Genomic DNA, 22,904 nt, shown 5'->3' with positions numbered 1-22,904 from the left:
CAGGAGTTCCATGAGCGAGATCAGGCTCGACGGGCGGGTCGCGATCGTGACCGGTGCCGGGCGTGGCCTCGGCCGAGAGCACGCCCTGCTCCTCGCGGCGCGCGGCGCCCAGGTGGTGGTCAACGACGTCGGCGGCGGGGACGCCGCCGACGCCTCGCCCGCCCAGCAGGTCGTCGACGAGATCCGGGCGGCCGGTGGCGCCGCCGTCGCCGACGACACCGACATCAGCGCCCCCGAGGGTGCCGCTCGGATCGTCGAGCTGGCCACCTCGACGTACGGCCGGCTCGACATCCTGGTCAACAACGCGGGCATCCTCCGCGACCGGTCCTTCGCCAAGATGTCGGCGGAGGAGTACGAGGCCGTCATGCGGGTGCACCTGGGCGGAACCTTCTGGATGTCCAAGGCCGCCTGGCCGGTGATGACCGGCCAGGGGTACGGGCGGATCATCAACACCACGTCCGCCGCCGGGCTGTTCGGCAACTTCGGTCAGGTCAACTACGCCGGCGCGAAGGCCGGGATCATCGGCATCACCAAGACCCTCGCGATCGAGGGTGCCCGCAGCGGCATCCAGGTGAACGCGATCGAGCCCGGTGCCCGCACCCGCATGACCGAGAACCTGCTCGGGGACCTGGCCGGCAGCCTCAACCCGTCGCTGGTCGCGCCGCTGGTGCTGTGGCTGGGCGCGCAGGAGTGCGAGTCCACCGGTGAGGTCTACAACGTCGGCGGTGGGCGCGTCGCCCGGGTCGTGGTGGCGCAGACTCCGGGACTGTTCGCGCGCGACCTCACTGCGGAGCAGGTGCGCGACGCCTGGAAGGAGATCAACGACGCGTCCACGGCGACGGTGGTCGGAGACTTCAGGCAGGAGCTGGGGATCCTCACCGACCTGTTGGGTCGCTGAGGCGGGGAACCGCGCGGCACTGGGCCTTCGGAAAAGCAAGCACTTGCTCAACAATCAAGCAATTGCTTTACTGATGCCGGTGCCCGCACTCCCCGTGGACAGCAGCAGAGCGAGCAAGTGTGTCCCGCGGGCCGGCCGCGGGCGTGCAAGGAGGAGCCGTGCCCGAACTACGAGATCCCGACCACGAGCTGATCGCGCGCGCGGTCAGGGAGCGGCTGGCCGACTTCGACGACGACTACTGGCTGGCCTGCGACCGTGAGCACCGGTTCCCCTGGGAGTTCTTCTCCGCCATGGCGACGGACGGCTGGGTGGGCATCGCGGTGCCCGAGCAGTACGGCGGCGGCGGCCGGGGCGTGACGGAGGCGGCGATCCTGCTGCGTGAGGTGGCCGCCTCGGGTGCCGCGATGAACGGCTGCACCGCGCTGCACATGAACGTCTTCGGGCTTCAGCCGGTGATCAAGTACGGCAACGAGCGGCTCAAGGAGACCTTCCTGCCCCGGGCCGCCACCGGCGACCTGCACATCGCCTTCGCCGTCACCGAGCCCGACGCCGGGACCGACACCTCACAGATCAAGACCCGGGCCGTGCGCGACGGGGAGAACTGGCGCATCACCGGCCAGAAGATCTGGACCAGCAAGGCGCTGGAGTCCTCCGTGGCGCTGATGCTGGCGCGGACCGCCCCGGCACCCCCGGAGCCCGAGCGGCGCTTCGACGGCCTGAGCCTGTTCCTCATCGACCTCGACCCGGACTACGTGGACATCCGTCCCATCCCGAAGGCCGGCCGCAACGCCGTGGCCACCTGCGAGACCTTCTACGACAACCTGCCGGTCGAGGGCTGGCGACTGGTCGGCGAGGAGGGCAAGGGCTTCAAGCACATCCTGGCCGGCCTGAACCCCGAGCGCGTGCTCATCGCCGCGGAGGCCGTCGGGATCGGACAGGCCGCCGTGCGCCGCGCCACCGAGTACGCCAAGGTCCGGCGGGTCTTCGACCGGCCGATCGGCAGCAACCAGGCGCTGAGCCACCCGCTGGCGGACGCCTACGCGCGGCTCGAGGCGGCGTGGGAGATGACGCTCATCGCCGCGACCAAGTACGACGCCGGACAGTCCTGCGCGGCCGAGGCCAACATCGCGAAGTACCTCGCCGCCGACGCGGGGTACCAGGCGGCCGACCGGGCGATCCAGACCCACGGCGGCCTCGGGTACGCGCAGGAGTACCACGTGGAGCGCTACTGGCGGGAGGCGCGGATCATGCGCCTGGCGCCGGTCAGCCAGGAGATGTCGCTGAACTTCATCGCCCAGCAGGTGCTGGGCCTGCCGCGGAGTTACTGAGATGCGCCGCTTCGAGAATCAGGTCGCCTACGTGCTGGGCGGCGGCAGTGACGGCCCGGTGCGCCCCGGCGAGAAGCTGCCCATGGGCAACGGCCGGGCGATCGCGCTTCGGCTCGCGGCCGAGGGGGCGCGCGTCGTCGTCGGGGACAAGGACCTCGACCGGGCACGCCTGACGGTGGAGCACCTGGAGACCCCGGGCCTGGCGGTCCGGGTCGATGCCGCGGACCCGGCCGACTGCGCGGCGGCCGTGGCGCGGGCGGCCGAGTTCGGCGACGGGCACCTCGATGTCGTCGTGTGCAACGTCGGCATCTCGGGTCGCGAGCCGGTCAAGGTGCAGAGCCTGGAGGACTGGGACCTCGCCACCGAGGTGAACGTCCGCTCGCACTGGCTCACCGCCCAGGCGGCGCTCGGCGGCATGCTGGAGCGCCGGCGCGGCGTGTTCGTCTTCGTCGGCTCCACCGCCGGCGTGTTCAGCAGCCGCCGGTCCCTGTCGTACGAGGCCACGAAGGCGGCCCAGCTCGGCGTGATGCGGCACGTGGCCGTCCGGTATGCCGACCGCGGCATCCGCGCCAACGCGGTGGTGCTCGGCAACATCGACTCCGCGCTGGTCCGGCGGGAGTTCGGCGACGCCGGGAAGGCGCGGGGGAGCGTCGTGCCGATGCGCCGGGAGGGCCGGCCCGAGGAGGTGGCGGGGGCGGTCGCGTTCCTCGCCAGCGAGGACGCCGGTTACGTGACCGGCCAGAGCTTGTTGGTCGACGGCGGAGTGAGCGCGGCCTGGCCGGTCCCGCCCGCATCGCCGGCCGAGGCGGAGGAGCAGCGATGAACGGGCACGTGGTGGTCAGCGGCGTCGGGATGAGCCCATTCGGCAAGTTCCTCGACACCTCGATGAAGGACCTGGCGCGCGTCGCCGTCGACGCCGCGCTCGCCGACGCGGGGATCGGCGTCGGCGATGTCCAGGCAATGGTCTTCTCCAACGCGCTGGCCGGTCTCATCACCGGTCAGGAGTGCATCCGGGGCGAGGTGGTCGGCTATCCGCTCGGTCTCGCGGGCATCCCGATCCACAACGTCGAGAACGCCTGCGCGTCGGGCGGCAACGCCCTGCACCTGGCGTGGATGGCGGTCGCCTCCGGCCTGTACGACACGGTGCTCGCGCTGGGCGTGGAGAAGGCCAACCACGAGGACCGCCAGCGCATGTTCAGCGCGTACTCCGCCGGCGCCGACGTCGAGGAGGCGTTCAAGACCGGCGACGGTGCCGGGGTCGACCGCAGCCCCTTCGTCGACCGCCAGGCCGCGCTCGCCGCGGCGCTGTTCGACGAGCGGGGCGTGACCCTGGAGGGCCTCGCCCGGGTCGCCTCCCGTTCCCTGCAGAGCGCCCGGCTCAACCCCTTCGCCCACCGCCGGTTCGGCGCGACCCCGGAGGCGGTCCTCGCCGCCCGGACCGTGGTCGCGCCGCTGACGGTGCTGATGAGCTCGCCGGTGAGCGACGGTGCGGCCGCGGTCGTGGTGACGAGCCGGCCGGAGGCGGTGGCCTCGGGCCGGTCGGTCCGGATCCTCGCCTCCCAGCTGCGCACCCGGCCGCCGAAGGACCGGCCCGACGCGCCCAACGCCGTGGAGGCGTCGTCGCGGGCCGCGTTCGAGCAGGCCGGCCTCGGGCCCGAGGACATGGACTTCGCCGAGGTGCACGACGCCTCGGTCGCCTACGAGCTGATGGCCTGGACCGACGTCGGACTGTGCGCGCACGGCGAGGAGCAGCGCTGGATCGACGAGGGCGTCACGGAGGCCGGGGGACGGATGCCGGTCAACCGGTCCGGCGGGCTGGTGGGGCGAGGGCACGCGCTCGGCGCCAGCGGCCTGGCGCAGATCCACGACGCGGTGGCACAGCTGCGCGGAGAGGCCGGGCCGCTGCAGCTGCCCGGGGCGAACCGGCACGCGGTCGTCCAGATCGGCGGCGGCGTCGTCGACTGGCTGACCGCCGCCTCGACCGTGCACGTGCTGGGACACGACTGACATGGCCGCCCCCGTCATCGACGCGCACATGCACGTCTGGGACGCGTCCTGGTTGCCGGAGGGGCTGCGCCGGGCCTGGGCCCGGCAGGGCGCGGGGCGTCGCCTGCCCGAGCGCGACCCCGACGACATCCTCGGTCACGTCGCCGTCGGTCAGAGCGACCCCGACGCCGCGCTGACGATGGCCGCCTTCGACCGCGCCGGGGTGGCGGCGGGACTCGTGCCGGTCGTCGACTGGACGATCGTCGGCGCGCCCGCCGGGACACACCTCCCGATCGCGGAACTCAACGCGCGCTACGAGCAGCTGTCCCGGGCTCATGAGGGCCGGCTGTACTTCTGCGCCGGCCTGGACCCCCGCCACCCGGACGCCCGGGAGCTGTTCTCGGCGGCGCTCGCACACGAGCACTGCAAAGGCTTCAAGCTCTACCCGGCGGCCGGATGGGACCTTCAGGACCCCGCCTACGCGTGGCTGTTCGCCGAGCTCCAGGCGCGCCGGCTCGCCGTCGTGCTGCACTCCAGCCCGCTCGGCGGCGACCCGTTGCAGGTCGAGCGCTGCCGGCCCTCGCGGGTCGCGGCTCTGCTCGCGAGCTACCCGGGGCTGCGCCTGGTCTTCGCCCACGCCGGGCTGGAGGCGTGGTGGGCCGAGGCGCTCGACTGCGCGACCGGCTGGCAGCACGCCTACCTCGAGCTGTCGCTGTGGCAGCGCTGCGCGGCGGAGGACTACGCACAGTTCCGCCGCCGCGTACGCCGGATGCGCTCGCAGCTGGGCGCCCACCGGCTCATCTTCGGCTCGGACATCATCCGCGGTCCGCGCGAGGACCCGGACGGAGCGCATCTCGAGCGATGGATCGGCATGGTGCGTGACCTGGCGGCGCCGTACGCCGGCGACAAGCCCGTGCTCAGCGCGGAGGAGCTCGACCTCTTCCTGGGAAGCAACGCAGTTCGTCTTTACGACCTGAAGGAGTACGCATGAGCGAGGAGACACTTGGCGAGGTCTTCCGCAAGGCGGGCCGGCGCTTCGCCGGCAACGTCGCGGTCACATCGCTGGGGGAGCAGCGCACCTTCGCCGAGGTGATCGAGAACGGCTGGCGCCTCGCCCACGCGCTTCGGGACCGTGGTCTCGCGCCCGGCGCCTCGGTCGCCGCGATGCTGGGCAACCGCGTCGAGTCCATGGAGGTCTACGTCGGCCTCGCGCTGGGGGGCTACACCGCGGTACACGTCAACGACCGGCTGACGGCTCCCGAGGTCGACTACATCCTGAAGCAGTCCGGGGCGGTGGCCCTCGTGCACACCGACGGGGTGAGCGCGGTCGCGGCGCAGCTGAGCGGAGCCGAGGGGATGGCCGCCTGGTTCGCGATCGACGACCGGCCGCCGGCCGGGGCGACCGGGTTCGCCGACGCACTCGCCGCGGCAAGCGCCGCCCCGATGCCGATCGACCGCACGCTGGATGACATCGCGTTGGTGGGCTACACCAGCGGCACGACCGGGTTCCCCAAGGGGGTCCTGGTCAGCCACCGTGCGGTGGTCAACTGCATCAAGCTCGTTCCGGCCGCCTACCGGCTTCCGCTGCAGGGGCACGCCGCCTTCCCGGGTGGGTGGTCGTTCGTCTCCGGCCTGTGGGGCGTGATCTTCCCGCACTTCTACACCGGGGGTACCGTCGCCTTCATCCCCGGCGCCAGCCCGCAGGACTGGGGCCGCCACATGGTGGAGCACAAGGCGACCTTCACGCTGGGGCTCACGCCGCTGATCCCGGGCCTCCTCGCGGCGCTCGAGGCCCACCCGGAGGCGCTGTCGACGCTGCAGACGGTGCTGCACTCCGGCGGCCCGCTGCCTCCCGAGCTCGCACGCCGCCTGGTCGACGTGATCGACGACCGGCTGGTCGAGACCTGGGGCATGACCGAGGTGGTCGGTCCGATCACGATCACCAACCGCAGCGACTGGACGGGGCACTCGAAGGCCCGCGACATCTTTGCCTCCGTCGGCCGGCCGTTGCCGACGTCGTCGGTCCGGGTGGCCGACCCGGAGGGCCGCACCGTCCCGGACGGTGAGGCCGGCGAGCTGGTCATCGAGGCCGACACGATGTTCTCCGGCTACCACAACGAGCCGGAGAAGACCGCGGCCGTGCTGCGCGACGGCGAGTACTTCACCGGGGACCTGGGCTACCGCGACGACGCCGGCTACTTCTACCTGACCGGCCGGGCCCAGGACCTGATCATCAGCGGCGGCGCGAACGTGTACCCCGCCGAGGTCGAGCGGGTGCTGCTGATGATGGACGACGTCGCGGACGCGGCGGTCTTCGGCCTGGCCGACGAGCAGTGGGGCGAGGCCGTGTCCGCCGCGATCGTCCGGGTGCCCGGCTCGGCGGTGACCGAGGACGACGTCCGGCAGTTCGCGCGTACGCAGCTGGCCGGCTACAAGAAGCCCGTCCACATTTTCTTCACCGACGAGCTGCCGCGCAACGTGAGCATGAAGGTCATGAAGCACGTCCTGAAGGAGCAGTTCGCTCCCCGGGCGAAGACCGCAACGGAAGGAGCGCCGGCGTGAGGAAGCTGGGCATCAGCGAGTTGTTCCCCGGAGCCGGCCCGCGCTGCGGATCGTGGTCGAACGACGCCGCGCAGCTCATCGAGGAACTGGGGTACAACTCCGTCTGGCTGCCGGAGCACGTGGTCTTCTTCCCGTCGTACCGGTCGCAGTACCCCTACGAGTCGGGCGGCGCCACGGAGGTGCACCGCACGCTGGGCGTGCACGACCCGCTGGTGCTGGCCGCGTCGATCGCGGCGAGCACCAGCACGCTGCGCATCGGTACGTACGTCTTCGTGGTTCCCCAGCGCAACCCGATCGTCACGGCGCGGCAGGTCGCGAGCGTGGACCAGCTCAGCGGCGGGCGGTTCGAGTTCGGCGTGGGCGTCGGGTGGTCCGAGGAGGAGTACGCGGCGCTCGACGTCCCGTTCGAGCGCCGTGGCGCCAGGATGAACGACTACCTTGCCGCGATGCGTGAGCTGTGGGCGCCGGGGGAGATCAGCGAGTACCGCGGCGAGTTCGTCGAGTTCGAGCCGCTCTACTGCTTCCCGAAGCCGGCGCAGGCGCGGCTCCCGATCATCGTCGGCGGCAACTCGGACTCCACGCTGCGGCGCATCGTCAAGTATGGCGACGGGTGGGCGGGCTACAGCCGGACCCACGACGACATCCGGATCTTCATCGAGCGGCTCGGCGAAGCGATGGAGGCGGCCGGGCGCGACCTGTCCGAGCTCTCGCTCAAGGTGGGCCGGCGCAGCAAGGGGGCCACGGAGCAGGACTGGGAGGACGACCGCGCCTACATCGACGAGGCCTTCCGCCTGGGCATCGACGAGGTCGTGGTGTCCCCCCGCATCGGGGACGAGCACTACGAGCGGGACATGCGGCGGTACGCCGAGATCGTCGTTCGCTGACCTCCTCGCCACCTGGCTCGGTGCAGTACACTACGAAAAATGCAGCAAGCGCTTGATTGATTGGAGTGGGGCATGGCAACGAAGGTGGACGGGGCAGGCGACGCCTCCGATGTCGACTACCTGATCATCGGCGCGGGGATGTGCGGGCTGTACCAGCTCCACCAGCTGCTGGAGATCGGCGCCGACGTCCGCGTCGTCGACGCCAACGCCGGCCTCGGGGGCACGTGGTACAAGAACCGCTATCCCGGGTGCCGCTTCGACTCGGAGTCCTACACGTACCAGTACTCCTTCTCGGAGGAGCTGCTGCGCGAGTGGGACTGGCGCGAGCGGTTCGCCGCCCAGCCCGAGACGCTGTCGTACCTGGAGTACGTCGCCGACAAGTTCGACCTGCGACGGCACATCACCTTCAACGCGAAGGCGGTGCGCGCCGAGTGGTCCGAGGCGGACTGGCGGTGGACGGTCTCGTTCGAGGACGGGACGCAGATCCGCGCGAGGTTCGTGCTCTACGCGATGGGGCTGCTCTCCGTCCCGACCTATCCGCGCGTGCCGGGCCGCGGCTCGTTCGCGGGCCTGGAGACCCACACGTTCGACTGGCCGGATGACTACGACGTCACGGGCAAGCGGGTCGCCGTCGTCGGGACCGGCGCCAGCGGCGTCCAGGTCATCACCGACGTCGCCGACAAGGTTGAAAAGCTGTACGTGCTCCAGCGGGACGCCAACTGGTGCGCCCCCCTCGGCAACGCGCCGATCACCCCCGAGGAGATGGCGGACCTGAGAGCCAGGTACGACGAGATCTTCGCCTGGTGCCGGGAGACGCCCGCCGGTTTCATCCACCGTCCCGACCGGACGCTGTCGACCGACGTGACCAGGCAGGAGCGCCTGCGTCACTGGGAGGAGCTCTACAACGGCCAGGGCGCCGGGCTGTACATGGGCAACTATCGCGACTGCATCATGGAGCCCGGCCCGAACCGCGAGCTGTCGGAGTTCGTCGCCGGCAAGATCCGTCAGCGCGTCAAGGACCCGGAGGTGGCCGAGCTGCTGATCCCCAAGGACCACGGCTTCGGCACCAAGCGGGTCGCGGGCGAGTCGGGGTTCTACGAGGTCTTCAACCAGCCCAACGTCGAGCTGATCGACCTGATGGCCCACCCGATCCAGGCGGTGACCGAGAGCGGCGTCCGGCTGGACATGGGTGCCGGCCAGGTCCGCGACCTCGAGCTGGACGTGATCGTCTACGCGACCGGCTTCGACGCGGTGACGGGGCCGTTCGACCGGATCGACATCATCGGTACCGGCGGCGTCCGGTTGAAGGAACGCTGGAAGGACGGCCCGGAGACCTGCATCGGTGTCCAGGTCTCCGGCTTCCCCAACATGTTCATCCTCGTCGGGCCCCAGTCGGGCTCGGCCACCGCAAACTTCCCGCGGGGCATCGAGGACGTGGTGAACTGGATGACCACGACCGCACGGCACATGCAGGAGAACCGGATCGGACGCTTCGAAGGCCGTCGCGATGCCGAGCTGGACTGGCTCGAGCACGTGCGCGAGGTGAACTCCAAACTCCTGTTGTCGCAGACCAAGTCGTGGTTCAACGGTCACAACATCAACCTGGACCGCGACGAGCGCCCGCGCGTCATGGTCTATCTCGGCGGGGCGCCTCGCTACCGCCGCCGCCTGCAGGCCGAGGTGGAGGGCGGATACCCGAGCTTCCGGCTGACGGTGTCACAGTAACGGCCGGCGCTCGGCGGCGGCTTCAGCCCGCGCTGAGGCTGGTTCGCCGGACAATCAGCCAGACGGCGGCGAGGGCAACCGCGGCAAGGCCCAGGTAGCCGCCGGCGACGATGCCGTGGAACTCGGGGATCCGGCTGCTCGGCTGGTAGGTCACCAGGGTCATCAGCTGGTTGCGGGCGATGCAGTCGGGGATCATGGTTCCGGATGGATGGTCGCTGAGCTCGGGGCACATGCGGAACAGGTCGGTCGCCGTGACCTCGCGCCCGGAGGCGTAGAACAGGTTCGAGACCGAGTCGGGTGCGATGTCGAAGTCGCCGTTGACGACCAGGGCATTGGGGTCCGAGGCGAGGGGGCCCGGCTGGTCGGGGTGCAGGTAGAAGGACGCCGGCGTCATCAGGGTGGGGTAGCGCCACTGGATGCCCAGGAGCAGGCCGACGTAGCCCGCGATGACGCCGAAGATGGCGGGCAGCGTGCGCCTGATGACGGCGCCGAGCGCGACGCCGACCGCGAACCAGCAGACGCTGCCGGCCAGCGGCAGCATTCCGGTGATCGGGAACACCTTGTCGCCGAACAGGCTGGCGCCGGTGATGTCGGCGTGCACATGGGCCAGGTGGTCGGTGACGGCGGCGACCGCGGCGGTGAGCGTCACCACGAACAGGCCGAGCAGGGTCAGCTTGGTCCACAGCCAGCGCACCGGGGAGACGTCCTGGCTCCAGGCCAGCAGCAGGGTCCGCTGCTCGTGCTCGCGGGACAGGACCGGAACGCCGATGAACACGCCGATCAGCAGCGGCATGTACTGCACCACGAGCCCCAGGATCTCGGACTGCAGGACCGGGCCCCAACCGTTGAACAGCGCCGCGTGCTGCGTGGAGTACGGCGGGCACTGCATGTCGTGGCACTGGTGGTACAGCCTCGTCATGTCGATGGAGAGGTACACCATCCAGCCCACGAGTACGGCCGTCATGGCGAGGCAGCTGAGCAGGGCCCAGCGGTGCTGGCGCCAGGTCAGCCAGACCATGCCGGAGAGGCCGCCGGCGCGCCCGGTGGCGGATTCGCGGCTGTCCGCGCTCATGCTGCTGCCTCCAGGTCCTTTCGCGCCCGATGCGACGCCTTGAGGTGGGTGACGATCAGCTCGTCCAGGGAGATCGGCTGGGCGGTCCAGCCGGGCGCGACGATGGCGGGCGCGACCGCTGCGTCGGGCAGCTGGACGACGAAGGCCGACTGCCGGTCGGCGTGCTGCGCCTGCACGATCGTGCCGGGGGCCGGCGGCCGGTCCGCCCGGGGCCCGGTGAGGCGGAGGTGGCGGGCGAGCAGGTGCTCGACGTCGCCGGTCAGCACGGGACGGCCCGCGTCGAGCAGCAGCAGGTAGTCGCCGACGCCGCTGAGCTCGGCCACGATGTGGGTCGAGAGCATCACCGTCATGTCGCTGTCGGCCGTTTCGGCCAGCAGCTCGGCCGTGACCTCGGTTCGGGCGACCGGGTCGAGGTTGGCCAGCGGTTCGTCCAGCAGCAGCACGGTGGGGCGGGACCCGAGGGCGACCGCGAGCGCGACCTGGGCCTTCTGACCTCCGGACAGCTTGCCGCAGCGGCGGCCCAGCGGCACGCCGAAGCGCTCCAGCCAGGACAGCGCCCGCGGCTGGTCCCACACGCGGTTGGTGGACCGCCCGAAGCGCAGCATGTCGGCCACGGTGAAGTCCCGGTACAGGGGCTTGTCCTGCGCCAGGATCGCGACCCGGCTGCCGGCGCCGGCCGTTGCGCCGGTCCTGCCTTGCACCACGGCCTGCCCGTTGACGAGCAGTGTGCCGGAGGTGGCCGGCAGTACGCCGCTGATGATGCTCATCAACGTCGACTTGCCCGCGCCGTTGGCGCCGACCAGCGCGATGATGCGGTTGGCGGGCAGCTGGAAGCTGCACTCGCGCAGCGCCCACACGTTGCCGTACCGCTTGCTCACGTCGCGGGCCTGCACGGCGATGGCCTCGTCGGTCATGCGGCGTCCCCCTTCTTGCCGAATGCGGCGCGCGCCGCCGGTTCCGCCTGCGGCGCGCCGTCCCCGGCCTGCGCCCGGCGCAGCGAGTCCTCGGCGATCACCGAGGCGATCAGCGCCTGGACGTCCTCGGCCTCGAGCCCCGCCTCGCGGGCCTGGCTGAGCCACCGGGCCAGGCCGCTGCGCAGCCGGGCCATCACGTGGGGATCCGCGTCGCCCAGCGTCCCGCTGACGAAGGTGCCCGCCCCCTGCCGCGCCTCGACCAGGCCGGCCAGCTCCAGCTCGCGGTAGGCCTTCAGCACCGTGCTCGGGTTGACGGTGCACGAGGTCACCACGCTGCGCACGGTGGGCAGCTGGTCCCCGGGATGCAGCAGCCCCATCCGCAGCGCCTCGCGCACCTGCCGGATCAGCTGCGCATACGCCGGGACGCTGTCGGCCCGGTCGACATGGAAGGTGATCACGTCCGGTATCCCTCCGTCTGTGATTGTGTCGGTATAGTAGAACACCGACTAACCAGCACAGCAAGACCGCCGCGGAGTCGTCCCTGACCCCGGACCACCGACCGTGACCGGCGTTGATCGCGGCGCTGTCCCGCAGGTGGCCGGTGGTCATCCGCGTCGCGCGCGTCGCCGTCCCTGCGCTCGCGGTGGCGACCATCGCGCTCCGCGCCCGGGCGCTGCTGCGTGGCCCGGAAGGGTCCTGACCACGCGGGCATGGGGTTGACTCTCCCATTGTGGGAGACCCGATGGTTGGCGACGTGACCGACGATGACGCCGTTCTGTTGAGTATCGGGGAGCTGGCGGAGCGGACCGGTCTGTCCGTGAAGCTGATCCGTCACTGGTCCGACATCGGCGTCGTGCCGCCGACCGGGCGGAGCGCGGCCGGCTACCGGCGCTACGACGCGCGAGCGTTGGGGCGCCTCGAGCTCGCCCGGACCCTGCGCGAGCTCGGGCTGGGCATGGCCGCGATCCGTGACGTCCTCGACGGCCGGCACAGCGTCGCCGACGTGGCCGCGCTGCACGCGGACGCGCTGGAGGTGCAGATGCGCACGCTGCGGGTGCAGTGTGCGGTACTGCGTTCGGTCGCCACCCGTGGTTCCACAACCGAGGAGCTTGCTGTCATGACGAAGCTGGCGCGGCTGTCCGCCGTGCAGCGGAACGCGATCATTCGCCGGTTCATATCCGACGTGCTGGGCGACCTGGACGACTCGGGGTACCGGGAAGGACTGCTGGCGGCCACCCCGAGTCTGCCCGACGAACCCACCGACGAGCAGGTCGACGCCTGGATCGAGCTGGCCGACATGCTCGACGATCCGCAGTTGCGTGCCGCGATGCGCAGAATGGGCGAGTACGCGGCGCGGCATGCGCCCGGGCCGTATGACGAACGCGATGTGCGGGCGGTCCAGGAGGTGACCGATTTCTGGGTCCAGCGGGTCACCGGGGCGATCGACGCCGGCGTCCCCGCGGACTCGCCGGCGGCCGACTCGATCGTGGCCGAGATCGTCGGTGCCTGGCTACCCATGCAGGAAGGCAGCGACCTGCGGCGGGGCGGTGACGGTGAGGACGCGCGGGGCCGGCTGCTCGAGCAGCTGGAGATCGCCGCTGACCCGCGCGCCGAGCGGTACTGGCAGCTCCTGTGCATCATCAACGGCTGGCCCGTGCGACCGAGCCTGGCCGCGGCGGGGGAGTGGCTCATGACCGCGCTGCGCGCCAACCCCGCACCGGGCGTCCGAGCGGAGCGCATCGCCGCCGCGCTCGAGGAGGCCGGCCAGCCCGATCCGGGAGAGGTGCTGCGGGCGTACGCCCGGGTCCTGGCCGAGGTGGACGCGATCGTGGCCGCCGTCGCCGCCGAACGTTTCGACGACCCCACACCCTGCGCCGGCTGGGACGTGCGCACCCTGCTCAACCACCTGGTCTACGAGAACCTGATGTGGGCCGGCCTGGCCGACGGCGACCCCCGGGCCGACTTCGCCGCCGACCACCTCGGCGACGATCATGTGGCGGCGTTCCGGGCCTCGGCCGAAGCCGCGCTGACCGCCTTCCGCCGGCCCGGCATGCTGGTGCAACGGTACGGACCGGCGCCGGGGTGGCGACTCGTCGAGCAGGTCGTCATCGAGATGCTCGTCCACGGCTGGGACCTGGCCAAAGCCACCGGCCGGCCTACGGATCTCGCCCCCGGCGTCGCCGCGACGACCCTCGCCACGGTCCGCGAGATCTACGGGGACCTGCCGCGAACGCCTGGCGGCTCGTTCGCCCCCGCCGAGCCGGTCCCGGACGGGGCGAGCGCCGCCGACCAGCTCGCCGCGTACCTGGGGCGGAACGTCGGCTGGACGGCGGGCGGGGGTCACCAGACGTAGGGAATGAGGCGGGCGCGAGTGGCGGCGAAGTCTCGGTAGCGCTCGCCGAGCGCGGCGATCAGGGCCCGCTCCTCGATCCGGAGGCGGTAGACGAGGGCGGCCGAGATCACGGCCACCCCGGCGGCAGTGCCGGCCCAGTTGCCCAGCATCAGGCCGCACCCGGCGAAGGCGAGGAGCAGGCCCGTGTAACTCGGGTGCCGCAGCACCCGGTACGGACCGCGGTCCACGACGGGCTGGTCCTTGCTGGTCTGCACCACGACGGTGAAGTACTTCCCCAGGGTCACGAAGGACCACCAGCGCAGCAGCAGGCCGAGCCAGGCGATCACCGCCCCGGGCACGAACAGCCATGGGCTGTCGATCGTGGCGGCGGGTATGGCGGCCCGTCCGAGCGGCAACAGCAGGATGCCACCGAAGAACATCGCCCGGAACAGGATCTCCGCGCGCAGATTGGTGCGGGTCGCACCCCGGCGGACGCGGAGCGCCTGCAGGACCTCGCCCGCCGCGAATGCGCCGAGGCTCGCCTCCAGGACGATGCGGGCCGCGAACACACGGGAATTATCCCTCGGTACCCGCCGTAGCGACCGGTTATGTCAACGCTTTACTGAACCGCGCCAATGGTGCTACCGTGAAACCGTTCGGATTGAAAGGTTTCAATCCCTTCGGACGGATAGGACACCGCCATGTTCTTGCACATCCGTACCGTCGCGCTCGGGCTGGCCGCCGCGCTGCTCGTGACCGTGGCCGCCGCCACGGCCGCGCGGGCCGCCGGGCCCGAGGTCGCCGTCGGCGACCTGCGCGTCAACAACACCACCGACCCGCTCGGCACCGACAACGTCAAACCCAGCCTCAGCTGGCGGCTGACGTCGGCGGTCAACGGCGAGCGGCAGACCGCCTACCGAGTCCTGGTCGCCAGCAGCCCGGGCAAGGTCGTCCCGGGTGCCGCCGACGTCTGGGACAGCGGCAAGGTCGCGACCGGCAACTCGATCGCCGTGGCCTACGGCGGGCCGGCCCTCCAGCCCGCGCGGACCTACTACTGGGCCGCGCAGGCCTGGGACGCCAACGACCAGCCGTCGGCCTGGAGCGCCACGGCCCGCTGGGAGACCGGGCTGTTCTCCGGCGCCGACTGGAAGGGCGCGCAGTGGGTCAGCCCCGACACCGCGACGACGGCCGCGCCGATGCTGCGCGCCGGGTTCACGCTGCCGTCGAAGGCGATCGCCTCGGCCCGGGCGTACGTCGACGGGCTCGGCTTCTACGAGCTGCGGCTCAACGGGGCCAAGGTCGGCGACCAGGTCCTCGCGCCCGCCAGCACGCCCTACGCGCAGCGCGACCTGTACAGCACGTACGACGTGACCGGCGCGGTCCACGCGGGCGCGAACGCCGTCGGGCTGTGGCTCGGCGACGGCTACGGCGCGCGGTTCAGCCCGTACGGGTTCCGCTGGACCGGGCCGCGGCAGGCGATCCTGCTGCTCGACGTCGCCTTCACCGACGGCACCCACCAGAGCGTCGTCACCGACCCGTCGTGGAAGTGGTCGACGGGGGCGATCACCGCCAACGACATCTACGCCGGCGAGACCTACGACGCTCGCCTCGACCAGCCGGGCTGGGACCAGGCCGGCTTCAACGACGGCGGCTGGCGCGCCACGCGAAGCGTCGCCGCGCCATCGGGGTCGCTCACCGCGGCCACGCTGCCGCCGATGCGCGTCGTGGCCACGCGGGCGCCGGTCAAGGTGAGCCAGCCGCAGGCGGGCGTGTGGGTGTACGACTTCGGGCAGAACGTCGCCGGGTGGGCGCGGCTGCGCGTGCAAGGGCCGGCCGGCACCACCGTGCGTCTGCGCACCGGCGAGGAGGTCCAGGCGGGCGGCATGCTCGACACGACCACCAACCGCGGCGCCGCCTCGACCGACACGTACACCCTGGCCGGGACCGGGGGCGTCGAGACGTACGAGCCGCGGTTCACCTACCACGGCTTCCGGTACGTCGAGGTCACCGGCTTTCCCGGCACACCCGCTGCGAGCAGTCTCGACGCCCGCGTCGTGCACGCCGACGTGCGCTCCACCGGCACGTTCGCGTCCTCCGACCCGCTGCTGAACCAGATCTGGCAGAACAACCGCTGGACGATCCTCAACAACTCGATGAGCATCCCGACCGACAACCCGGTCCGCGACGAGCGCACCCCGCCCGGCATGGACGTGCAGGCCTACCACGAGGCGTCGATCCGCGAGTTCGGCATGAACGGCTTCTACGCCAACTACCTGGCCGACCTGCCGCCCGGCACCGCGCTGCCCAGCGACGCCGGCAACGCGCAGCAGCCGGACATGGGCGGCGACCAGGTCATCCTGGCGTGGTCGCTGTTCGAGCAGTACGGCGACCGCGACACCCTCGCCGCGATGTACCCGGCGATGAAGCGGTTCGTCGACACCAACGCGAGCAACGTGCCCGGCTACATCTGGACGACCGGGTTCGGCGACTGGTGCCCGCCCGACCTCGGCCCCGACGCGAACGGCGGCCAGGGCAACCCGAGCGCCGGCGCCTGCCAGAGCGAAGTGTCCATTGTGAACACCGCGCTGTCGTACCGCCAGGCGCTCACCGTCGCCAAGGCGGCCACGGCCCTGGGTCAGAGCGCCGACGCCACGCACTACAACCAGCTCGCCGAGAACATCCGGCAGGCGTTCAACGCGCGGTTCCTCAACGCCGACGGCGCGAGCTACGGCAGCGGCCGCCAGACGACCAGCGTGCTGCCCCTGGCCTTCGGCATGGTGCCGGACGCGAACGTCGCGGCGGTCGGCGCCCGGCTCGTCGACACGATCCTCAACCGCAACGGCGGCCACCTCGACACCGGGATCTTCGGCACCCGGTACCTCGTGGACGCCCTGGCCCGCATCGGCCGCGTCGACGTCGCGATGACGATCCTGGACTCCACGTCGTACCCCGGCTTCGGCTACGAGATCACGCGGGGCGCGACGACGGCGTGGGAGGAGTGGACGTACGCCTCCTCGATGGAGACCCACGACCACGCCATGTTCGCCGGCATCAACGCGTCGCTGTACACGCAGCTGGCCGGCATCCAGCCGGCGAGCGCGGGCTACGCGACCCTGACCGTCGACCCGCGGGTGCCGCCCGGCCTGTCGCACGTCGCGGCGAGCATCGACACGGTCCGCGGCCCGGTCGCGTCGTCGTGGACGGTCACGGGCCAGCAGATCACGCTCGACGTCACCGTCCCGGTCGGCGCCACGGCGACCGTCCACGTGCCGAACTTCGGCCGCGGCGACGCCACCGCGAGCCCGTCCGGCGCGACGCAGCTGTCGGCCACGGGGACCGGGACGGTGTACAGCGTCGGCTCCGGCGCCTGGCACTTCACCGGCTCGGTGGTCCCGGCCGGATCGGCGACCCCGCCCGGCGCCTGGCCGAAGTGCGCGGCCGAGACCGGCACGTGCGCGTTCTCGGGCACCCAGACGGTGGCGTACGGGGCCGCGGGGCACTACGCCTACGCGACCCTGACGGGCGGCACCGCGTGCGGCAACGGCGTGTTCGGCGACCCCGTCCCCAACGTGTCCAAGTCGTGCTACCTGGCGGGCGCGGCGGCGACGTGGACGCCGTGCGCGACCGAGACCGGCACGTGCGCGTTCACCGGATCGGCCGCGGTCGCGTACGGCGCCAACGGCCAGTTCCGGTTCGCGACCCTGAGCGGCGGCACGGCGTGCGGCAACGCGGTGTTCGGCGACCCGATCCCCGGCACCGGCAAGGCCTGCTACGTCGCCGCGCCGGCGCCGGGCACGACGACGTGGACGCCCTGCGCCGCCGAGACGAGGACGTGCGCCTTCACCGGCACGCGGGAGGTCGCCTACGGGGCGTCGGGGCAGTACGTGTACCGCCGGATCACCAACGGCACCCCGTGCGACAACGCGACGTTCGGCGACCCCATCCCGGGCACCGGCAAGGCGTGCTACGTGCAGGAGTCCTAGAGGCCGTAGGTCTTGCCGATGATGTCGCGCTGGATCTCGCTCGTGCCGCCGTACACGGTCGAGACCAGCGCGGATCGCACGATGCGCTCCATGTCGTACTCCGTGGCGTACCCGTAGCCGCCCATCATCTGCATCGCATCGAGGGCGACCCGCCGCGCGGTCTCGGTGGCCTTGAGCTTGGCCATCGACGACTCGCGCGGCCGGATCGCCGCCGGGTCGCGGTCGACCAGCGCCGCCGTGTCGTAGACGAGCAGCCGGGCGCACTCGATCTCGGTGGCCAGGTCGGCCATCCGGTGGCGCAGCACCTGGAAGCTGCCGATCGGGCGGCCGAACTGGCGGCGCTGGCGGATGTAGGCCAGCACGTCGTCGAAGGCGCGCCGGCCGGTGCCGAGCATCATCGCGGCGAGGATCAGCCGCTCGACGTTGAGCCCGGCCATGAGCTGCTTCCAGCCCTCGTCCGGCGTGCCGACGACGGCGGTGGCCGGCACCCGGCAATCGGTGAAGTACAGGTCGTTGACCTCGCGGCCGCCCATCGTGTCGATGGCGCTGATGCGCAGGCCGGGGGCGTCGGCGGGGACCTGGAACATGGTCAGCCCGGCGTGGTCGCCCGGCTTGCCGGAGGTGCGGGCGACGAGCAGGATCCCGTGCGCGATGTGGGCGTTGGAGCACCACGTCTTCTGGCCGTTGATGACGTATGCGTCGCCGTCGCGGACGGCCCGGCAGGCCAGCGCCGCGACGTCGGAGCCGGCGTCGGGCTCCGACATCGAGATCGCCTCGACCCGGCCGGCGGCGATCCCGCCGAGCACGTCGCGGCGCTGCTGCGGCGAGCCGAAGCGCTCGTAGGCGCCGGCGACGATGACCGACGTGGCGTAGCCGCCGATCGGGGCGAGGGCCCGCGCGGTCGCCTCAAGGAACAGGCAGGTCTCGACCATGCCGCCGCCGGCGCCGCCGTACTCCTCGGGGATCGACACGCCGAGCCAGCCCAGCTCGGCGAGCTTGGCGTAGAGCTCCGGGCTGTGTGCGTCGCGGCCGCCGTTGGTCAGGGCGTCGCGCCGCTCGCGGGTGCCGGCCTCGCGGCGGCAGAACTCCTCGACGGCGCTCGCGAAGGCCCGCTGTTCGTCGTTGAACTCCACCACGGTCAGAGCTTAGCATATCAAATATCAAATCTGCGGGCCGCCTCGACGAGGGAGCCGGCATGGGCGAGGACACCGTTGCGGGCACTGCCGGCCGGGCCCGCGAGGCGGCCGGCTGGTGGGCCGGGCAGGCTGGGAGCCGGCCGCGCGGTGGGCCGAGGCGGTGCCGGGCGCGCCGGTCCTGCCGGCGGTCGCCGGCGGGCCGGAGGCGGGCGCGGCGCTGTGCCGGTCAGCCGGCTGAGCCGCCCCACACCCCGAGGCCGTCGAGGTGCTTGACGATGCGGTCGGCGCCGTCGGTGAAGTGCCGGGCCATCGCCTCCCGCGCCGCCCGCGGATCGTGCGCGGTCAGCGCGGCCAGCAGCGCCTCGTGATCGGCGAGCATGCCGTTGCGCCACGCCGGGTCGGAGGACAGGAAGCGAGCCGGGGTGTACCGCGTCGCCGCATGCAGCAGCCACGACAGCTTGCGCGCCGAGGCGATGCGGTTGAGCGCCCGGTGGAACTCGAACTCGCCCCGCTCCAGCTCGGCGACCCGGCGGCCCTGGGCGGCGCGCTGGATGCCCTTGTGCGTCGCGGCGAGCTCGGCCAGCTCCGCCTCGCCGGCCCGCCCGGCGACCCGGGCCGCGAGCTCGCCGGCGATGTGCGCCTGCACCTCGAAGACGTCCACGATGTCCTGCCGGGACAGCGGCGCGACAACGTAGCCACGGCGGGGCTGCAGCTCCACCATGTCGAAGCCGCGCAGCGTCAGCAGCGCCTCGCGGACCGGGGTGATGCTCACGCCGAGCTGCTCGGCGACGTCCTCGAGGCGGATCCGCTCGCCGGGGCGCAGCTGGCCGGACATGATCCGGTCGCGGAGGTGGGCGACCACCTCGTCGGAGAGCTGGGGCCGTTCGACCGTTGCCATGGCCTACCGTATCAAATATCAGATACGCGAGGAGGTTCGCCGTATGACGGGACCGCTGCACGGACTGCGGGTGCTCGAGCTGGCCGGGATCGGGCCCGGCCCGTTCGCCGCGATGCTGCTGGCCGACCTCGGCGCCGACGTGGTGCGGGTCGACCGGATGGGGCCGGGCTCGCCGCTGGCCGGCGACCCGGCCGCCGACCTGCTCAACCGCGGCAAGCGCTCGATCGCCGTGGACCTCAAGCACCCGGCCGGCGTGGCCGCCGTGCTGGGCCTCGCCGAGCGCGCCCAGGTCCTCGTCGAGGGCTGGCGCCCGGGCGTGGCGGAGCGGCTCGGCGTCGGCCCGGACGCGGTCCTGGCCCGCAACCCGGCGCTCGTCTACGGCCGGATGACCGGCTGGGGCCAGGACGGCCCGCTCGCCGCCACCGCCGGCCACGACGTCGACTACATCGCCCTCGCCGGCGCGCTCGACCCGATCGGCCCGGCCGGCGGCCCGCCGCAGATCCCCGTCAACTTCGTCGGGGACTTCGGCGGCGGCTCGCTGTACCTGGTCGTGGGCCTCCTCGCCGCGCTGCGCGAGGCCGAGCGCACCGGCCGCGGCCAGGTCGTCGACGCCGCGATCGTCGACGGCGCCGCCCACCTCACGATGATGCTGCACGGCCTGCGGGCCACCGGCCATTGGCAGGACCACCGCGGCGGCAACCTGCTCGACGGCGGCGCCCCGTTCTACGCGATCTACGAGACCGCCGACGGCCGGCACGTGGCGGTCGGGGCGCTGGAGCCGCAGTTCTTCGCCGAGCTGCTGCGCCGCCTCGACCTCGCCGATGACCCGGACCTACCCGGCCAGTTCGACCTGCCCCGCTGGCCCGAGCTGCGCCGCCGGTTCGCGCAGCGCTTCGCCGGACGCACCCGCGACGAGTGGGCCGCCCACTTCGCCGGCTCCGACGCCTGCGTCACGCCCGTCCTCGCCCTCGGCGAGGCACCTCGCGACCCGCACCTGCGGGCCCGGGGCACGTTCGTCGAGCGGCACGGCACGGTGCAGCCCGCGCCCGCGCCGCGCTTCTCCGCCACCCCCGCCGAGCTCGGCGGCCCGCCGCCACGGCCCGGCGCGCACACCCGCGCGATCCTGGCCGACTGGGGCATCCCCGGCGCCGACGCCCTGCTGGCCTCCGAAGGCGTCTCCGACGGCAGTGAGGGGTACTGATGCTGACCAGCCTCATCGGCTCCGAGGGCTACGTGCCCGACCCGCGCCGGGACCGCGCCGGGCTGCGGGTGCGCGCGGACGTGGTGCGGGTCGTGCTGCCGCCGAGGGGGACGAACCGCCTCGGCGTCTCGCCGCGCAACCGCACGTATCCCGGCTATGCGGAGGGGTACCGGCCGGCCGACCTCGGCGCCCCGAGCATCCGCCGTCAGGCATAGAGGGCGTCGATGGCCTCGGCGTAGCGCTCGACGATCACCCGCCGGCGCAGCTTCAGCGTCGGCGTCACCTCGCCCGTCTCCGGCCGCCAGGTCGACGGCAGCACCCGGAACGCCTTGACCTGCTCCGGCCGGGACAGCCGGGCGTTCGCCGCGTCGACGGCCGCGCCGATCTCGGCCAGCAGCGCCGGATCGCCGGCGAGCGCCGCCAGGTCCTCGGCCAGGCCGCGGGCCCGCGCCCAGGCCGGTGCCGCGTCCTCGTCGAGCACGATGAGCGCGGTGACGAACGGCCGGCGGTCCCCGATCGCGACCGCCTGCCCGATGAGCGGGTGGGCCCGTAGCAGGTTCTCGATCTGGGCGGGCGCGATGTTCTTGCCGCCCGAGGTGATGATGAGCTCCTTCTTGCGGTCGGTGATCGTCACGAACCCGTCGGCGTCGAGGGTGCCGACGTCGCCGGTGGCGAGCCAGCCGTCGGCGTCCGCGGCCGGCTCCACGCCGCCGTCGGGGCGCAGGTAGCCCAGGCACACCAGCGGGCCGCGGACCTGCAGCTCGCCGTCCTCGCCGATGCGCAGCTGCATGCCCGGGTTGATCCGCCCGACGGTGCCGGTGCGGAACGCGTCCGGCGTGTTGACCGTGGCCGTGCCGGTGGTCTCGGTCATGCCCCAGACCTCGAGCACGTGCAGCCCGGCGCCGGCCAGGAACCGCAGCACCGCCACCGGGATCGGGGCCGCGCCGCTGCCGGCCCAGGCGACGCGGTCCAGGCCGAGGCGGGCCCGGACCGGCTGCAGCACCCGCTCGTCGAGCGCGGCGACGCGGGCGGCGAGCTCCGCCGGGATCGGCTCGCCGGCCTCGCGCAGGTCGAACGCCTCCAGCGTGGCCGCGGAGGCCGCCTCGAACGCGGCCCGCACGGCGGGGTCGGCCGCGGCGAGGAACGCCTGCAGGCCGGCGACCATCTTCTCCCATACCCGCGGCACGCCGAAGAAGGTCAGCGGGCGCACGGCGGCGAGCCCGGCGGCCAGCTGCGCGGCGTCGGGGCAGGTGGTCACGTGCCCGGCGCGGTACACGGCGTTGTAGACGCTCAGCATCCGCTCCGCGATGTGCGCCAGGGGCAGGTACGCCAGCGTCGGGCTGTGGTCGGGCACCGGCACCGTCACCTCGAGCACCTCGGCCTGCGCGACGACGTTGGCGTGGCTGAGCAGCACGCCCTTCGGGTCGCCGGTGGTGCCGGAGGTGTACAGCAGCGTGACCGGCTGCTCGGGCCGTACCGCCCGCCACAGCTCGTCGAAGCGGGCCGGCTCGGCGGCGAGGGCGGCCGCGCCGGCGGCCTCGACCTCCGCGAGGGAGACGACCGCGGGGTCGGCGTCGCCGTCGACGATCACGATCCGGGGCGGCTGCGGAAGGTCGGCCACCGCCTTGCGGATCCGGTCGAGTTCGGCGGCGTTCTCGGCCACGACCAGCCGCGCCCGGCTGTGCGCGGCCAGGTAGCGCAGCTGCTCGACGCTGAGGGTGGCGTAGGCGGTGGCCGGCACCGCGCCGAGGTGCACGGCGGCCAGGTCGGCCAGCCAGTGCTCGGGCCGGTTGGCCATGAGGATGAGCATGCGATCGCCGGTGCGCAGGCCGGTCGCGTGCAGGCCGAGGGCGAGCGCGGCGACCCGGTCGCGCAGCTGCGCCCAGGTGAGGGTGTCGGGGGAGCCCAGGGCGGTAAGGGCGGGCAGGTCGCCGTGGTCGCGGGCGTTGCGGTCGAGCAGGGCAGGAATCGTCATCGTCGTGCCT

19 protein-coding genes are annotated in these 22,904 nt (G+C 72.5%); 12 read left to right on the top strand and 7 right to left on the bottom strand.

The window, feature by feature from the left end; genetic code table 11:
* The first annotated feature begins 10 nt into the window (after positions 1 to 10).
* From ACQEVU_RS28490 to ACQEVU_RS28455, 8 genes are all read left to right on the top strand, one after another.
* Positions 11 to 898: an SDR family NAD(P)-dependent oxidoreductase gene (locus tag ACQEVU_RS28490; RefSeq protein ID WP_433328783.1), complete on the top strand. Its 888-nt coding sequence runs from the start codon at positions 11 to 13 to the stop codon at positions 896 to 898.
* A 158-nt stretch (positions 899 to 1,056) separates the two neighbouring features.
* Positions 1,057 to 2,226 carry an acyl-CoA dehydrogenase family protein gene (locus ACQEVU_RS28485; protein ID WP_433328781.1) on the top strand — a complete coding sequence of 390 codons (1,170 nt, stop codon included), beginning with the start codon at positions 1,057 to 1,059 and terminating at the stop codon, positions 2,224 to 2,226.
* 1 nt (position 2,227) lies between these two features.
* Positions 2,228 to 3,049, top strand: coding sequence for an SDR family NAD(P)-dependent oxidoreductase (locus tag ACQEVU_RS28480; RefSeq protein WP_433328779.1), 822 nt, complete (start codon positions 2,228 to 2,230; stop codon positions 3,047 to 3,049).
* Complete coding sequence (locus ACQEVU_RS28475) at positions 3,046 to 4,233, top strand: thiolase family protein (protein ID WP_433328777.1); 1,188 nt, start codon at positions 3,046 to 3,048, stop codon at positions 4,231 to 4,233. Before ACQEVU_RS28480 ends, ACQEVU_RS28475 begins: the two co-directional genes overlap by 4 nt.
* Position 4,234: 1 nt before the next feature.
* Positions 4,235 to 5,203 carry an amidohydrolase family protein gene (locus ACQEVU_RS28470; protein WP_433328775.1) on the top strand — a complete coding sequence of 323 codons (969 nt, stop codon included), beginning with the start codon at positions 4,235 to 4,237 and terminating at the stop codon, positions 5,201 to 5,203.
* Complete coding sequence (locus ACQEVU_RS28465; protein ID WP_433328774.1) at positions 5,200 to 6,774, top strand: class I adenylate-forming enzyme family protein; 1,575 nt, start codon at positions 5,200 to 5,202, stop codon at positions 6,772 to 6,774. The genes ACQEVU_RS28470 and ACQEVU_RS28465 overlap by 4 nt, the downstream gene beginning before the upstream one ends.
* Entirely contained in the window at positions 6,771 to 7,658 is an 888-nt protein-coding gene (locus tag ACQEVU_RS28460) for an LLM class F420-dependent oxidoreductase (RefSeq protein WP_433328772.1), read from the top strand. Before ACQEVU_RS28465 ends, ACQEVU_RS28460 begins: the two co-directional genes overlap by 4 nt.
* A gap of 72 nt (positions 7,659 to 7,730) precedes the next feature.
* A complete protein-coding gene (locus ACQEVU_RS28455) occupies positions 7,731 to 9,383 on the top strand; it encodes a flavin-containing monooxygenase (RefSeq protein WP_433328770.1) in 1,653 nt (550 codons plus the stop codon).
* Between the two features lie 22 nt (positions 9,384 to 9,405).
* Here the strand turns inward: ACQEVU_RS28455 and ACQEVU_RS28450 are convergent, their stop codons facing one another.
* From ACQEVU_RS28450 to ACQEVU_RS28440, 3 genes are read right to left on the bottom strand one after another with little or no spacing between them, the layout of a single operon-like run.
* A complete protein-coding gene (locus tag ACQEVU_RS28450; RefSeq protein WP_433328768.1) occupies positions 9,406 to 10,455 on the bottom strand; it encodes an ABC transporter permease in 1,050 nt (349 codons plus the stop codon).
* Entirely contained in the window at positions 10,452 to 11,369 is a 918-nt protein-coding gene (locus ACQEVU_RS28445) for an ABC transporter ATP-binding protein (RefSeq protein ID WP_433328766.1), read from the bottom strand. The genes ACQEVU_RS28450 and ACQEVU_RS28445 overlap by 4 nt, the downstream gene beginning before the upstream one ends.
* The gene (locus tag ACQEVU_RS28440) at positions 11,366 to 11,827 is read right to left on the bottom strand and encodes a GntR family transcriptional regulator (RefSeq protein WP_433328764.1); all 462 of its coding nucleotides are present in this window, start codon (positions 11,825 to 11,827) and stop codon (positions 11,366 to 11,368) included. The genes ACQEVU_RS28445 and ACQEVU_RS28440 overlap by 4 nt, the downstream gene beginning before the upstream one ends.
* 296 nt (positions 11,828 to 12,123) lie before the next feature.
* On the opposite strand from ACQEVU_RS28440, the gene ACQEVU_RS28435 reads away from it, so the two are divergent.
* Positions 12,124 to 13,722, top strand: coding sequence for a TIGR03086 family metal-binding protein (locus ACQEVU_RS28435; RefSeq protein ID WP_433328762.1), 1,599 nt, complete (start codon positions 12,124 to 12,126; stop codon positions 13,720 to 13,722).
* Here ACQEVU_RS28435 and ACQEVU_RS28430 read toward each other — a convergent pair.
* On the bottom strand, positions 13,710 to 14,270 hold the full coding sequence (locus ACQEVU_RS28430; protein ID WP_433328760.1) for a methyltransferase family protein: 561 nt from the start codon (positions 14,268 to 14,270) through the stop codon (positions 13,710 to 13,712). The two genes, ACQEVU_RS28435 and ACQEVU_RS28430, sit on opposite strands and share 13 nt — an antisense overlap.
* A gap of 132 nt (positions 14,271 to 14,402) precedes the next feature.
* Between ACQEVU_RS28430 and ACQEVU_RS28425 the strand changes: the two genes are divergently transcribed.
* Entirely contained in the window at positions 14,403 to 17,684 is a 3,282-nt protein-coding gene (locus ACQEVU_RS28425) for a family 78 glycoside hydrolase catalytic domain (protein WP_433328758.1), read from the top strand.
* Here the strand turns inward: ACQEVU_RS28425 and ACQEVU_RS28420 are convergent.
* Both ACQEVU_RS28420 and ACQEVU_RS28415 read right to left on the bottom strand, forming a co-directional pair.
* Positions 17,681 to 18,820, bottom strand: coding sequence for an acyl-CoA dehydrogenase family protein (locus ACQEVU_RS28420; protein ID WP_433328756.1), 1,140 nt, complete (start codon positions 18,818 to 18,820; stop codon positions 17,681 to 17,683). The two genes, ACQEVU_RS28425 and ACQEVU_RS28420, sit on opposite strands and share 4 nt — an antisense overlap.
* A 226-nt stretch (positions 18,821 to 19,046) precedes the next feature.
* Positions 19,047 to 19,718 (bottom strand): GntR family transcriptional regulator, encoded by a 672-nt coding sequence (locus tag ACQEVU_RS28415; protein ID WP_433328754.1) that lies wholly within the window; start codon positions 19,716 to 19,718, stop codon positions 19,047 to 19,049.
* A 43-nt stretch (positions 19,719 to 19,761) separates the two neighbouring features.
* Here ACQEVU_RS28415 and ACQEVU_RS28410 point away from each other — a divergent pair, with 43 nt between their 5' ends.
* Together ACQEVU_RS28410 and ACQEVU_RS28405 are read left to right on the top strand one after the other, a co-directional pair.
* Positions 19,762 to 20,919, top strand: a complete 1,158-nt coding sequence (locus tag ACQEVU_RS28410; protein ID WP_433328752.1) for a CaiB/BaiF CoA transferase family protein — start codon at positions 19,762 to 19,764, stop codon at positions 20,917 to 20,919.
* The gene (locus ACQEVU_RS28405; RefSeq protein ID WP_433328750.1) at positions 20,919 to 21,134 is read left to right on the top strand and encodes a hypothetical protein; all 216 of its coding nucleotides are present in this window, start codon (positions 20,919 to 20,921) and stop codon (positions 21,132 to 21,134) included. The genes ACQEVU_RS28410 and ACQEVU_RS28405 overlap by 1 nt, the downstream gene beginning before the upstream one ends.
* Here ACQEVU_RS28405 and ACQEVU_RS28400 read toward each other — a convergent pair.
* Positions 21,125 to 22,894 carry an AMP-dependent synthetase/ligase gene (locus tag ACQEVU_RS28400; RefSeq protein ID WP_433328748.1) on the bottom strand — a complete coding sequence of 590 codons (1,770 nt, stop codon included), beginning with the start codon at positions 22,892 to 22,894 and terminating at the stop codon, positions 21,125 to 21,127. The two genes, ACQEVU_RS28405 and ACQEVU_RS28400, sit on opposite strands and share 10 nt — an antisense overlap.
* Positions 22,895 to 22,904: the final 10 nt, after the last annotated feature.

The organism is Dactylosporangium sp. CA-139066 (assembly GCF_050936175.1).
In the GTDB taxonomy this organism is placed as follows: domain Bacteria; phylum Actinomycetota; class Actinomycetes; order Mycobacteriales; family Micromonosporaceae; genus Dactylosporangium.
This window is presented reverse-complemented; position numbering and strand designations above follow the sequence as displayed.

What these genes read in the sequence shown, in the direction of transcription:
- ACQEVU_RS28490 (WP_433328783.1), top strand. Translation starts at nt 11, where the DNA reads ATGAGCGAGATCAGGCTCGACGGGCGGGTCGCGATCGTGACCGGTGCC.
- ACQEVU_RS28405 (WP_433328750.1), top strand. Translation starts at nt 20,919, where the DNA reads ATGCTGACCAGCCTCATCGGCTCCGAGGGCTACGTGCCCGACCCGCGC.
- ACQEVU_RS28450 (WP_433328768.1), bottom strand. Translation starts at nt 10,455, where the DNA reads ATGAGCGCGGACAGCCGCGAATCCGCCACCGGGCGCGCCGGCGGCCTC.
- ACQEVU_RS28410 (WP_433328752.1), top strand. Translation starts at nt 19,762, where the DNA reads ATGACGGGACCGCTGCACGGACTGCGGGTGCTCGAGCTGGCCGGGATC.
- ACQEVU_RS28480 (WP_433328779.1), top strand. Translation starts at nt 2,228, where the DNA reads ATGCGCCGCTTCGAGAATCAGGTCGCCTACGTGCTGGGCGGCGGCAGT.
- ACQEVU_RS28425 (WP_433328758.1), top strand. Translation starts at nt 14,403, where the DNA reads ATGTTCTTGCACATCCGTACCGTCGCGCTCGGGCTGGCCGCCGCGCTG.
- ACQEVU_RS28415 (WP_433328754.1), bottom strand. Translation starts at nt 19,718, where the DNA reads ATGGCAACGGTCGAACGGCCCCAGCTCTCCGACGAGGTGGTCGCCCAC.
- ACQEVU_RS28475 (WP_433328777.1), top strand. Translation starts at nt 3,046, where the DNA reads ATGAACGGGCACGTGGTGGTCAGCGGCGTCGGGATGAGCCCATTCGGC.
- ACQEVU_RS28465 (WP_433328774.1), top strand. Translation starts at nt 5,200, where the DNA reads ATGAGCGAGGAGACACTTGGCGAGGTCTTCCGCAAGGCGGGCCGGCGC.
- ACQEVU_RS28445 (WP_433328766.1), bottom strand. Translation starts at nt 11,369, where the DNA reads ATGACCGACGAGGCCATCGCCGTGCAGGCCCGCGACGTGAGCAAGCGG.
- ACQEVU_RS28455 (WP_433328770.1), top strand. Translation starts at nt 7,731, where the DNA reads ATGGCAACGAAGGTGGACGGGGCAGGCGACGCCTCCGATGTCGACTAC.
- ACQEVU_RS28400 (WP_433328748.1), bottom strand. Translation starts at nt 22,894, where the DNA reads ATGACGATTCCTGCCCTGCTCGACCGCAACGCCCGCGACCACGGCGAC.
- ACQEVU_RS28470 (WP_433328775.1), top strand. Translation starts at nt 4,235, where the DNA reads ATGGCCGCCCCCGTCATCGACGCGCACATGCACGTCTGGGACGCGTCC.